The sequence below is a fragment of the Streptomyces sp. enrichment culture genome (assembly GCF_964272855.1).
Taxonomy (GTDB): Bacteria; Actinomycetota; Actinomycetes; order Streptomycetales; family Streptomycetaceae; genus Streptomyces.
On the sequence record NZ_OZ186847.1, the window covers coordinates 2,225,041 to 2,236,904 of the forward strand.

The 11,864-nt window shown below is 71.5% G+C and carries 13 protein-coding genes; 4 read left to right on the plus strand and 9 right to left on the minus strand.

Going from position 1 to position 11,864, the window contains the following annotated elements:
• Nucleotide 1: 1 nt before the first annotated feature.
• Nucleotides 2–553: a dUTP diphosphatase gene (gene dut, locus ACSU6L_RS09440; protein ID WP_241842548.1), complete on the minus strand. Its 552-nt coding sequence runs from the start codon at nt 551–553 to the stop codon at nt 2–4.
• Nucleotides 550–1,134: a PaaI family thioesterase gene (locus ACSU6L_RS09445; RefSeq protein ID WP_365514892.1), complete on the minus strand. Its 585-nt coding sequence runs from the start codon at nt 1,132–1,134 to the stop codon at nt 550–552. The genes dut and ACSU6L_RS09445 overlap by 4 nt, the downstream gene beginning before the upstream one ends.
• Nucleotides 1,135–1,191: 57 nt before the next feature.
• Between ACSU6L_RS09445 and ACSU6L_RS09450 the strand changes: the two genes are divergently transcribed.
• Nucleotides 1,192–1,659 (plus strand): DUF3093 domain-containing protein, encoded by a 468-nt coding sequence (locus ACSU6L_RS09450; RefSeq protein ID WP_073939404.1) that lies wholly within the window; start codon nt 1,192–1,194, stop codon nt 1,657–1,659.
• A gap of 88 nt (nt 1,660–1,747) precedes the next feature.
• On the opposite strand, the gene ACSU6L_RS09455 is transcribed toward ACSU6L_RS09450, so the two are convergent.
• The 4 genes from ACSU6L_RS09455 to ACSU6L_RS09470 all read right to left on the minus strand — a co-directional run bounded on the left by ACSU6L_RS09455 (nt 1,748) and on the right by ACSU6L_RS09470 (nt 5,305).
• Nucleotides 1,748–2,701 (minus strand): hypothetical protein, encoded by a 954-nt coding sequence (locus ACSU6L_RS09455; protein WP_437055451.1) that lies wholly within the window; start codon nt 2,699–2,701, stop codon nt 1,748–1,750.
• 13 nt (nt 2,702–2,714) lie between these two features.
• Entirely contained in the window at nt 2,715–3,011 is a 297-nt protein-coding gene (locus ACSU6L_RS09460; protein WP_043504706.1) for a DUF4193 domain-containing protein, read from the minus strand.
• Nucleotides 3,012–3,405: 394 nt separating this feature from the next.
• Complete coding sequence (locus ACSU6L_RS09465) at nt 3,406–4,647, minus strand: sensor histidine kinase (protein ID WP_437055454.1); 1,242 nt, start codon at nt 4,645–4,647, stop codon at nt 3,406–3,408.
• A gap of 4 nt (nt 4,648–4,651) precedes the next feature.
• Entirely contained in the window at nt 4,652–5,305 is a 654-nt protein-coding gene (locus ACSU6L_RS09470; RefSeq protein ID WP_003993508.1) for a response regulator transcription factor, read from the minus strand.
• Between the two features lie 477 nt (nt 5,306–5,782).
• Between ACSU6L_RS09470 and ACSU6L_RS09475 the strand changes: the two genes are divergently transcribed.
• The gene (locus ACSU6L_RS09475; RefSeq protein WP_198948432.1) at nt 5,783–5,956 is read left to right on the plus strand and encodes a hypothetical protein; all 174 of its coding nucleotides are present in this window, start codon (nt 5,783–5,785) and stop codon (nt 5,954–5,956) included.
• Between the two features lie 77 nt (nt 5,957–6,033).
• Here the strand turns inward: ACSU6L_RS09475 and ACSU6L_RS09480 are convergent, their stop codons facing one another.
• Nucleotides 6,034–6,849, minus strand: a complete 816-nt coding sequence (locus tag ACSU6L_RS09480; RefSeq protein ID WP_437055456.1) for an inositol monophosphatase family protein — start codon at nt 6,847–6,849, stop codon at nt 6,034–6,036.
• 8 nt (nt 6,850–6,857) lie between these two features.
• Nucleotides 6,858–7,985 carry a ferrochelatase gene (locus ACSU6L_RS09485; protein ID WP_437055458.1) on the minus strand — a complete coding sequence of 376 codons (1,128 nt, stop codon included), beginning with the start codon at nt 7,983–7,985 and terminating at the stop codon, nt 6,858–6,860.
• 203 nt (nt 7,986–8,188) lie between these two features.
• Here ACSU6L_RS09485 and ACSU6L_RS09490 point away from each other — a divergent pair, with 203 nt between their 5' ends.
• Together ACSU6L_RS09490 and ACSU6L_RS09495 are read left to right on the plus strand one after the other, a co-directional pair.
• Nucleotides 8,189–9,430 (plus strand): MFS transporter, encoded by a 1,242-nt coding sequence (locus ACSU6L_RS09490; RefSeq protein WP_437055460.1) that lies wholly within the window; start codon nt 8,189–8,191, stop codon nt 9,428–9,430.
• The gene (locus ACSU6L_RS09495) at nt 9,390–10,709 is read left to right on the plus strand and encodes a D-arabinono-1,4-lactone oxidase (protein ID WP_437055462.1); all 1,320 of its coding nucleotides are present in this window, start codon (nt 9,390–9,392) and stop codon (nt 10,707–10,709) included. Before ACSU6L_RS09490 ends, ACSU6L_RS09495 begins: the two co-directional genes overlap by 41 nt.
• Here the strand turns inward: ACSU6L_RS09495 and ACSU6L_RS09500 are convergent.
• Nucleotides 10,633–11,481 carry a hypothetical protein gene (locus ACSU6L_RS09500; RefSeq protein ID WP_437055464.1) on the minus strand — a complete coding sequence of 283 codons (849 nt, stop codon included), beginning with the start codon at nt 11,479–11,481 and terminating at the stop codon, nt 10,633–10,635. The genes ACSU6L_RS09495 and ACSU6L_RS09500 overlap by 77 nt on opposite strands.
• Nucleotides 11,482–11,864: the final 383 nt, after the last annotated feature.

Here is an 11,864-nt window from a genome sequence, read left to right on the forward strand (position 1 = left end):
GTCACTGTCCTTCCCGGTCGGATACGACCGAAGCGTATCGATTCCCACCCGTCGTGCCGCCCATGGCGGCCCGACCACTTGTGCCGCTCCCGCCGTCCACCGCGGCATGGCCCCCGGTGGAACCGAAGCCCCCCTCGGCCCGCGCGGAGCCGGGAAGTTCCGCCACCTCCTGGAAGCGGACCCTCTCGACCTGCTGGACGACCAGTTGGGCAATCCGGTCGAAGCGCTCGAACCGCACGGACTCGCGCGGGTCGAGATTCACCACGATCACCTTGATCTCCCCACGGTACCCGGCATCGACCGTCCCCGGGGCATTCACGAGGGCGACACCGCACCGGGCGGCGAGCCCGGAACGCGGGTGGACGAAGGCCGCGTAGCCCTCGGGGAGCGCGATCGACACCCCCGTGGGCAGGACGGCCCGCTCGCCGGGCGCCAGCTCGCAGGCCTCGGTGGTGCGCAGATCCGCTCCCGCGTCACCGGGGTGCTCGTACGCCGGGAGCGGTACGTCGGGGTCGACGCGGCGGATCAGGACGTCCAGGGGCGCGCGGCTCACGGGTTCACCTCGAAGGCGCGGGCCCGCCGGAGCTGGTCCGGGTCGCTCATGGCCGCCTGGATCTCCTCCTCGCGGCCGTGGTTGACGAAGTGGTCGACCTTGACCTCGATGAAGAGCGCTTCGGCCCGCACGGCGACCGGACCGTCCGGGCCGCCGACGCGTCCGGTGGCGGTCGAGTAGATCTTCCGTCCGGCCACCGCGGTCACCTCGGCCTCGAGGTGCAAGGTGGTGCCGACCGGCACGGGCCGGACGAAGTCGGTCTCCAGCCGTCCGGTGACGGCGATGGTGCGCAGCAGCCAGTTCAGCGAGCCCAGCGTCTCGTCCAGCGCCGTGGCGAGGACTCCGCCGTGCGCGAGACCGGGAGCGCCCTGGTGTTCGGGCCGGACGGTGAACTCGGCGGTCAGGGACACCCCCTCGCCGGCCCGCGCCTCCAGGTGCAGTCCGTGCGGCTGCTCTCCGCCACAGCCGAAACACCGGCCGTAGTGCGCGCCGAGAAGCTCGCCGGGTGCGGGGGCGTCGGGGTGCCGCACCGGCTTCGCGGCGTCGACGGGAGGCTCAAGAGCTGCGGATGTACCACTCACAGGCGCAGACCTTACCCGCGCGTCGGCCCCCTGCGGACACCGTGCCAAGCTTGTTTCATGCAGCTCTCCGCCACCTCGTACGACGAACGCCTCACCGCCCCCCGCTCCTGGTGGCTGATCAGCTTCCTGGTGGGGCTCTCGATGGCCCTGATCCTGCTGCCGTTCGGCACCCTGCCGATGCTGGGCGGCCTGGTCGGCGGTACGGCGGTCGCGGCGGTCGCGGCCAGTTCGTACGGCAGCCTGCGCATCCGCGTCGTGAACGGCTCGCTGATCGCGGGCGAGGCGAAGATCCCGGTGGCCGCGCTGGGCGAGGCGGAGGTGCTGGACCGCGAGGAGGCCCGCGCCTGGCGCACGTACAAGGCCGACACCCGCGCCTTCCTGCTGCTGCGGGCCTACATTCCGACGGCGCTGCGGGTGGAGGTCACCGACCCCGAGGACCCGACGCCGTACCTGTACCTGTCGACGCGGGAGCCGGAGCGGCTGGCGGCTGCCATCGAGGCGGCCAGGACGGCCACGGCGTCCTGAGCGCACGGCCTTCTGAGCACGCGGCCTCCTGAGCCCGCGAAGCGGCGCTCGAGGGGCGGGCTCGGCCGGCGGGGACCGAGCTCCTTCGTCAGGGACCGCCGAGTTCCTTGAACTCCTGCGGGAGGTCCCCCACCGGCAGCGGCTCGGCCGGCTGTTCCAGCGGCGGCAGTGCGGTCAGCGTGTCCCAGGGCACCTGCGACTTGCGCAGGTCGGTGCGGATCCGCGCGGCGAGTTTTCTGGTGTCCCGCCGGTTCATGACCGCGCCCACCGCGGCGCCCACCATGAAGGGCATGAGGTTCGGCAGATTGCGGACCATGCGCTTCATGATCTGCTGGCGCAGTTCGCGCTTCATCTGAACGCCGAGGGCGGAGTTGACCGAGGTCGGCTTCCGCGGGTCGATCCCGCGCTCCTCCGACCAGGACTTCAGATAGGCGCTGCTGCGTTCCTTGAGGTTGCCGGGCGGCCGCAGGCCGTACACCTCGTGCAGTTCGGCGATGAGCTTCAGCTCGATCGCCGCGACGCCGGTGATCTCCGCGGCCAGCTCCGTCGGCATCGCGGGCGGTACGGGCAGCATCGCCGCAACGCCCACGCCTGCCCCGACGGTCGCCGAGGCCTTCGAGGCACCCGCCACGAGCTTGTCCGCGAGCTCTTCCGGGCCGAGGCCGGGGAACTGCGCGCGCAGCGTCGCGAGGTCCCGTACGGGCACTCTGGGGGCCATCTCGATGAGCCGGTCCGCGAGGTACGCGATGCCCGCGCGGGCGCGGTCTCCGCCCTTGCGCACGCCCTCCTTGGCCAGCTGCCTGGCCTTGTCCCGGAACACCGCGGCGCGCCGTCTCGCGTTGGGTGCGGGATTCTCCGCCGGCACCGGGGTGCCGTCCCACTCGTCGGCCGGTTCGAGCGAGGCCGATCCCGCGGGGAGACTTTCTCCCGTGCCGGATGGGCCTCGCTCGTCGTCACGCGCGCCGTGGGGGCCGTCGAACAGCCCCGAGTCCGCTCCCCGCGCGGGGAAGCGGCGCTTCCAGGGTGGGGTCGAGCCAGTCACGGCCGACCCCGCCTCAGTCGCAGTCGCGGCAGATCGGCTGGCCGTTCTTCTCGCGGGCCAGCTGGCTGCGGTGGTGCACCAGGAAGCAGCTCATGCAGGTGAACTCGTCCTGCTGCTTCGGCAGGACCCTGACGGCCAGTTCCTCGTTCGAGAGGTCGGCGCCGGGCAGTTCCAGGCCTTCTGCGGCCTCGAACTCGTCGACGTCGACGGACGAAGCGGACTTGTCGTTCCGCCGTGCCTTCAGCTCTTCGAGGCTGTCCGAGTCGACGTCGTCGTCGGTCTTGCGTGGAGTGTCGTAATCGGTTGCCATGTCGCTCTCCCCCTCCGGGTGTCTGCGGTGTCTCCAGCGCACGTAACGCGTGAGAGGCCGGACTTGTGCCCGACCCGAGGCGGAGATTTTGCCTCACATCAAGGTCTGTTACTCAATCGACACCCAACCGGACCCCTCACGAGTGATCGGGTTGGATGGCGATCGGGACCGTACACGGTCCGAATGTCGCACTTCAAAGGCGCCCCACCGTGTACTTCCCGTGATCAAGCCACCGGAAAACCCGGATTTTCCCGGCTTTCCGACGGCCCGAATGATCACGGAGAGTAGATGGCCTGAAAATCGCCGTTGTGATCGATCACACATGACACGGCCGGACGGGTACCCCGAAAATTCCGCGCAAAGCGAACATCGTCGGGTGTGTCGGCGAATGATCTCAGATAGGCAGGGTGACTCGCATCACGAGGCCTCCCCCCTCGCGCGGCTGGGCCGCGATGTGGCCTCCGTGCGCCCGGGCAACGGACCGCGCGATGGACAGGCCGAGGCCGACGCCCTTGTCGCTCCCCGTGCGCTCGGTACGCAGCCGCCGGAACGGCTCGAAGAGGTTGTCGGTCTCGTACGCCGGCACCACCGGGCCGGTGTTGGACACCACCAGCACCGCCTGCCCGTGCTGGATCTCGGTGACGACCTCCACCCAGCCACCCTCGGGGACGTTGTAGCGCACCGCGTTCTGCACCAGGTTCAGGGCGATCCGCTCCAACAGGACGCCGTTGCCCTGGACCACGGCGGGGGCCCGCTCGCCGCGGATCTCCACGCCCTTGGCCTCGGCCTCGGCGTGCACCTGGTCGATGGCCTGCGAGGCCACCTCCGCGAGATCCACCGGCTTGCGCTCGACGATCTGGTTGTCGCTGCGGGCGAGCAGCAGCAGGCCCTCCACCAGCTGCTCGCTGCGCTCATTGGTGGCCAGCAGGGTCTTGCCCAGCTGCTGGAGCTCCACGGGCGCGTTCGGATCGGACAGGTGCACCTCCAGGAGCGTGCGGTTGATCGCCAGCGGGGTGCGCAGCTCGTGCGAGGCGTTGCCGACGAACCGCTGCTGGGCGGTGAAGGCCCGCTGGAGCCGCTCCAGCATGTCGTCGAAGGTGTCGGCCAGCTCCTTCAGCTCGTCGTCCGGGCCGTCCAGCTCGATCCGGCGGGACAGGTCCGAGCCCGCCACCGCGCGGGCGGTGCGGGTGATCCTGCCGAGCGGCGACAGGACCCGGCCGGCCATCGCGTAGCCGAAGGCGAAGGCGATCACGGCGAGGCCGAGCAGGGCGAGCAGGGAGCGGCTGAGCAGGCCGTCCAGGGCCTGCCGCCGCTGGTCCGCGTTGCACGCCTTGAGCATCGCGTTCAGCTCGTTGTTGCTGGTCGCCGTGTCCAGCTGGGGACAGGTGGAGCTGCTGATGTCGATGTTGCTGCCGGTCACCTGGAAGGACTGGCCGCTGCCCTCGTGGAGGGCCTGGGCCGCCAGCAGGTAGACGATCGACAGCATCAGGATCCCGGCGATCAGGAACATGCCGCCGTACAGCAGCGTGAGCCTTATCCGGATGGTCGGGCGCAGCCACGGGAAGGGCGGCTCGGCCTTGCGCGGGTCCCAGGTGGGCTTGGGGGGCGCCGCGGGGGGCGCCGGCGTCGCGGCCACGCGATCAGATCCGGTAGCCGGAGCCCGGCACGGTCACGATGACGGGCGGCTCGCCCAGCTTGCGGCGCAGGGTCATGACGGTCACGCGGACCACGTTGGTGAACGGGTCGGTGTTCTCGTCCCAGGCCTTCTCCAGCAGCTGCTCGGCGGAGACGACGGCGCCCTCGCTGCGCATCAGCACCTCGAGCACGGCGAACTCCTTGGGCGCGAGCTGCACCTCCTTGCCGTCGCGGAAGACCTCGCGGCGGTTGGGGTCCAGCTTGATCCCGGCCCGCTCCAGGACGGGAGGCAGGGGAACGCTCGTACGCCGGCCCAGGGCGCGCACGCGCGCGATGAGCTCGCTGAACGCGAAGGGCTTCGGCAGGTAGTCGTCGGCACCGATCTCCAGGCCCTCGACCCGGTCGCTGACGTCGCCGGAGGCCGTGAGCATCAGCACGCGGGTCGGCATGCCGAGTTCGACGATCTTGCGGCAGACGTCGTCGCCGTGCACGAGCGGGAGGTCGCGGTCGAGGACGACCACGTCGTAGTCGTTGACTCCGATGCGTTCCAGGGCGGCCGCACCGTCGTACACGACGTCGACGGCCATGGCCTCCCGGCGCAGCCCGGTGGCCACGGCATCGGCGAGCAGCTGCTCGTCCTCGACGACGAGTACGCGCACGTCGCTGTCCTTCCTGTGTCCGCCCGCGCAGCGCCGATGGGCACGCGCGAGCAGGGTTCGAGTGGGTGTGTTGGCCTCCATCCTGCCCTTTTCGGCCATAAGTCGGCGGTAAGTCGCCCGGGCGGTACCCGCCGCCCCGTGGGGCGCGGGGGTACGGGAGGCGAAACCCGGGGAAACGGGCGGCGGCAGGGCGGTGAGGAGGGGTGCGCGGAGCGGGAATGCGGGATTTTCTGGTGCGGTTGAGGTTTCCGCGGAAGGGAGCAGGGGGAGGACGGTTTACACCCCGCGATCACTCTCTGCTTGTGCCGCAGCACCATGCGGTACGTCACGGCCCGCTTGACGCAGAGTGGGCGTGGGTGTCCGGCACCGTCGCCGCCCGGCTGGGCAGCGCTGGGCACCCATGGGAGACGTGATCGCCCCTTCCGAACGGCACACCCCCGTGCCACCGACCCACGACCCAGGACGAGGGGGCGCAGCATGGACGCATTCACCGCAGGACTTCTGCAGCGCATAAAGGCGACCGAGTCCGACCTGACGCGGGCGCGTGACGAGGGCGACGACTTCCTCGTCGAGGTCGAGCAGGGCGAACTCGACGACCTGCGCCGTCTCGCCGCCGAACATGGCGTGGAAGTCGGCGCGTACAGCGTCTGACCGGGCCATCCGTACGAGGCGGGCCCCGGCGAATCCATCGCCGGGGCCCGCCTCGTACGCGTCTCGGGGGCGTCGGCTCAGTCGTGCCAGGCGCCGAAGTCCTCCAGCAGCCGCTGGAGGGGCTCGAAGACGCCCGGGGTACCCGCGACCGTCAGCTCGCGGGACGGGCGCTCTCCGGGGCGTCCACCGGTCAGCGCGCCCGCTTCCCGCGCGATCAGGTCCCCGGCGGCGAGGTCCCACGGGTGCAGCCCGCGCTCGTAGTAGCCGTCGAGGCGGCCCACGGCCACGTCGCACAGGTCGACCGCGGCCGACCCGCTGCGCCGGATGTCGCGCAGCCGCGGGATCAGCCGCTGGGCGACGTCGGCCTGGTGGGCGCGGACCTCGGCGACGTAGTTGAAGCCGGTGGAGACCAGCGCCTGGTCCAGCGGCGGTGCCGGGCGGCAGCGCAGCACGCGCTCGCCGTCCCAGGCGCCGGTACCCCGGGCGCCGCGGCCGCGCACCGCGCTGTAGGTCTCGCCCCGCATCGGGGCCGTGACGACGCCGACGACGGTCTCGCCGTCCTGCTCGGCCGCGATGGAGACGGCCCAGGTGGGCAGCCCGTAGAGGTAGTTCACCGTGCCGTCGAGCGGGTCGATCACCCAGCGGATGCCGCTGGTGCCGTCCGTGGAGGCGCCCTCCTCGCCGAGGAAGCCGTCGTCGGGGCGGCGCTCGGCGAGGAAGCCGGTGATCAGCTTCTCCGCGGCGATGTCCATCTCGGTGACCACGTCGATGGGGCTCGACTTGGTCGCGGCCACGCCGAGGTCGGCCGGCCGTCCGTCGCGCAGCAGCTCGCCGGCGCGGCGGGCGGCCTCCTGGGCGAGTGCGAGCAGGTCCGTGTGCAGGGGGTCGGTCACGGGGCTCCTCACGCGTAGGGGCTGTCGGCGCCCGCGGCGGCGGGGCGGGGGGCGCGGGCCGGGCAGCAGCCGACCGGGCAGAGGTTGTGGCTGGGGCCGAGCGCTCCGAGGGCGCAGGGCGCGACCTGCTGCCCGCGCTCGCCGGCGGCGCGTTCCAGGATCAGCTCGCGGATCGCGGCGGCGAAGCGCGGGTCGGCGCCGACGGTGGCCGAGCGGCGCACCGGCAGGCCCAGCTCCTCGGCCTTGGCCTTGGCCTCGGTGTCGAGGTCGTACAGGACCTCCATGTGGTCGGAGACGAAGCCGATGGGGGCCATGACGACGGCGGGCACCCCGGCGGCGTGCCGCTCCTCCAGGTGGTCGCAGATGTCGGGCTCCAGCCACGGGATGTGCGGGGCTCCGGAGCGGGACTGGTAGACGAGCTGCCAGGGGTGGTCGACGCCGGTGCGCTCGCGGACGGCGTCGGCGATCAGCCGGGCGACGTCCAGGTGCTGGGCGACGTACGCCCCGCCGTCGCCGTGGTCCTCGACCGGGCCGGAGGTGTCGGCCGCGGAGTCGGGGATGGAGTGGGTGGTGAAGGCGATGTGGGCGCCGTCGCGGACGTCCTCGGGGAGGTCGGCGAGGGACTCGAGGACCCCGTCGATCATGGGCTCGACGAAGCCGGGGTGGTTGAAGTAGTGCCGCAGCTTGTCGATCTTCGGCAGCTCCAGGCCCTCGGCCTCCAGGGCGGCGAGGGAGTCGGCCAGGTTCTCCCGGTACTGCCGGCAGCCCGAGTAGGAGGCGTAGGCGCTGGTGGCGAGGACGAGGATGCGGCGGCGGCCGTCGCGGACCATCTCGCGCAGGGTGTCCGTGAGGTACGGCGCCCAGTTGCGGTTGCCCCAGTACACCGGGAGGTTCAGGCCGTGGTCGGCGAAGTCCTTGTGCAGGGCGTCCAGCAGGGCGCGGTTCTGGTCGTTGATCGGGCTGACCCCGCCGAACAGGAAGTAGTGCTGGCCGACTTCCTTGAGGCGTTCCTTGGGGATGCCGCGCCCACGCGTCACGTTCTCCAGGAACGGGACCACGTCGTCCGGCCCTTCCGGGCCGCCGAAGGAGAGCAGGAGCAGGGCGTCGTAGGGGGTGGCATCGAGCGCGTCTGGCATGACACCGATCCTGCCACCCGCCACTGACAGTGCCGTGACGCCGGGGTGGCGGGTGCGCCCGGGGCTGCTCCGGGGGAGTGCGTTAGGGTGCCCTAACTCGTAAGCTGTATCGACCACGTTTATGCCTTACGGGCTGTGCGGGCGCGTTCCGTGCCGTACGCACGCGCCCGCCCCACCCGCCTGACCGAGCCGTCGGAGAGTCCGTGCCCAGCCCTTACCGCGCCTTGTTCGCCGCCCCCGGCACCAAGGCGTTCTCCGCCGCCGGTCTCCTCGGCCGGATGCCGCTGTCGATGATGGGCATCGGCGTCGTGACGATGATCTCCCAGCTCACCGGGCGCTACGGGCTCGCGGGCGCGCTGTCCGCGACCATCGCGCTGGCCGCCGCGGTGGCGGGCCCTCAGGTGTCCCGGCTGGTGGACCAGTACGGGCAGCGGCGGGTGCTGCGTCCGGCGACGCTGATCTCGCTGGCGGCGGGTGTCCTGCTGCTGCTCGCCGCGCACTACGGGTGGCCGGACTGGGTGCTGTTCGTGGCCTGTGTGGGCATCGGCTGCGTGCCGAGCGTCGGGTCGATGGTCCGGGCGCGCTGGGCGGCCCTGTACCGGGGCACCCCGCAGCTGCACACCGCGTACTCGTTCGAGTCCGTGGTGGACGAGGTGTGCTTCATCTTCGGGCCGATCATCTCCATCGGTCTGTCCACGACCTGGTTCCCGGAGGCGGGGCCGCTGCTGGCCGGCTGCTTCCTCGCGGTCGGCGTCTTCTGGCTGACCTCGCAGCGGGCCACCGAGCCGGAGCCGCACCCGCGTGACCGTGACGCCGCCGGCGGCAGCGCGATCCGCTCCCCCGGGCTGCAGGTCCTTGTCACCACGTTCGTCGCGACCGGGGCGATCTTCGGGGCGGTCGACGTGGTCACCGTGGCCTTCGCCGACGAGCAGGGGCACAAGGGTGCCGCCAGTGTCGTCCTCGCGCTGTACGCGGCGGGCTCCTGTGTGGCGGGGGCGGTCTTCGGGCTGCTGCACTTCAAGGGGGCGCCCGAACCTCGCTGGCTGCTGGGCGTCTGCGCGATGGCCGTGAGTATGATCCCCCTCCTACTGGTCGGAAACCTGCCGTTTCTGGCCGTGGCGCTCTTCGTCGCGGGTCTGTCCATCGCTCCCACGATGATCACGACGATGTCCCTCATCGAAGAGCACGTACCACGCGCGCAACTGACCGAGGGCATGACCTGGGTGAGCACCGGTCTCGCGGTGGGGGTCGCCCTCGGCTCCTCCGCGGCCGGCTGGGTGATCGACGCGGCCGGCGCGCGTGCCGGGTACGGGGTTCCGGCGGTGGCCGGTGCCGTCGCGGTCGCGGTCGGTTTCCTCGGTTACCGCCGGCTCAAGCAGCCGGTTCCGGGTCGGGGAGGCACCGTTGAGCAGCACGGCGAGCGGGAAGAACGGCACGTGGCGTAACTGGGGCGGCAATGTCGCCGCCCGCCCCGCGCGGGAGGTCACACCGGCTTCCGTGGAGGAGCTGTCGGCGGCGGTGCGCGCGGCCGCGGAGGACGGCCTGAAGGTGAAGGCCGTCGGCACCGGGCACTCGTTCACGTCCATAGCCGCCACGGACGGCGTGCTGATACGTCCCCGGCTGCTGACCGGGATACGCCACATCGACCGGGAGGCCGGCACCGTCACGGTCCTGGCCGGCACCCCGCTCAAGCGCCTCAACACGGCCCTGGCCCGCGAGGGTCTGTCGCTGACCAACATGGGCGACATCATGGAGCAGACCGTGTCCGGGGCCACCAGCACCGGCACGCACGGCACGGGCCGCGACTCCGCCTCGATCGCCGCCCAGATCAAGGCGCTGGAGCTGGTCACGGCCGACGGCTCGGTGCTCACCTGCTCCGAGAAGGAGAACCCGGAGATCTTCGCGGCGGCCCGGATCGGTCTGGGCGCGCTCGGCGTCGTCACCGCGATCACCTTCGCCGTGGAGCCGCTTTTCCTCCTCCACGCGCGCGAGGAGCCGATGCCGCTGGACCGGGTGCTCGCCGAGTTCGACGAACTGTGGGCCGAGAACGAGCACTTCGAGTTCTACTGGTTCCCGCACACCGGCAGCACCAACACCAAGCGCAACAACCGCAGCGCGGGACCGGAGCGCCCGGTGAGCCCGCTGAAGGGCTGGTTCGAGGACGAGTTCCTGTCCAACGGCGTCTTCCAGGCGGCCAACTGGGTCGGCCGCGCGGTGCCCGCCGCCATCCCGTCGATCGCCCGGGTCTCCAGCAGGGCACTGTCCGCGCGGGCCTACACCGACATTCCCTACAAGGTCTTCACCTCGCCGCGCCGGGTCCGCTTCGTGGAGATGGAGTACGCCGTCCCGCGCGCGGCCCTCGTGGACACGCTGCGCGAGCTGAAGACGATGGTCGACCGCTCGCCGCTGCGGATCAGCTTCCCCGTCGAGGTGCGCACCGCCCCGGCCGACGACATCACGCTGTCCACGGCATCGGGCCGGGACAGCGCGTACATCGCCGTACACATGTTCCGCGGTACGCCCTACCAGCGGTACTTCACCGCCGCCGAGCGGATCTTCACCGCCCACGGGGGCCGGCCGCACTGGGGCAAGGTGCACACGCGGGACGCGGAGTACTTCGCCGGTGTCTACCCGGGGTTCGGCGAGTTCACCGCGCTGCGGGACCGGCTTGATCCGGATCGGCTGTTCCAGAACGACCATCTGCGTCGGGTGCTGGGGTCGTAGCGGACGGACTCGGCTCGGCCTCCGGGGCCGTGCCGCCGTCGGGCCGGCCGCTCGGCGAGGCGCTGGGGGCGGGCGCCGGGCTGCCGGCCGTGCCGCTGTCGCCGCCCTCGGAGGCGTCAGCGGACGGGTTGGCTTCGCCGGGCTCGCCCGGGTTCGCGGACGACGGGGCGGAGGGGGAGTCACCGCCGGAGCCGTCCCGGCCCCCCGATTCCTCCGAGTCCCCCGATTCCTCCGATGCGCCGGGACCGGAGGGATCACCGGACTCACCGGAACCGCCCGGGGCCGAGGAGGACTTGGCGTGTCCGGTGAAGGCGTCGCCGACCGTGGTCTTCCCGGCTCCGCTGAAGCTGCTGCCGGAGACCAGTTCGTAGGCCGTGATCCCGGCCATGGTGACGCCGAAGACCAGGGCCGCGGCGACCACCGGGCGCTTCCAGCTCTTGCCGGCCCGCGCTCGGTAGACGGTCCCCTCGGTGAACTCGCCGGGGGCGGGCGGCGCTTGCCGGGCCGGACGCGCCGGCGCCGCGGCGCCGCGCAACTGCTCGCCGGTGCGCTTGAGGAAGTGCTGGAACAGCGAACCGCCGCAGGTGGCGATGACACTGAACACGCCCGCGCCGAGGATCGTCCCGTAGACACCGAAGCAGGAGGCGAGTTTGGCGGCCACGACCGCCGCCACCGCGCTGCCCGCGACCTGGGGCACGCTGAGGTCGATCCGCTTCTGCCTCACCTCCTCCCCCGCGCTCGACTCCTGGACGACATCGGGCCTTTCGCGCATTCCCGGACCTTGCCTGCCCTTCCCCTACTGGATCGACTGGTCGTACGAGAAGGGGACGTACGGTGGGAACTGCTAGTTCCGCTTCTGCTGATTCCGTGAAGTAGGCCACGTTCTTGATCGCGGAATCCGGCCAGGGAGGGCCGAGTCCCGCAGTCGGCGAGAAGTTCGGCGGCGCGCCAATCCACGCACGTGGTCCGAATGGAGTACTGTTGCGAGCCCTGGGTCCGGTCTCCCGCCAGGGTGTCCGGGGCCGTCAAGGACCGCCGGGAGGGGGCTTGTTGCACAGGGTGACGGAGTTGGTCACTTAGCGTTGCGAATAGGTAACCGTGCCATAACGGCGATCCAGGGCCCGCGCCCGACACGCCGGGCAACTCGGCAAGGTT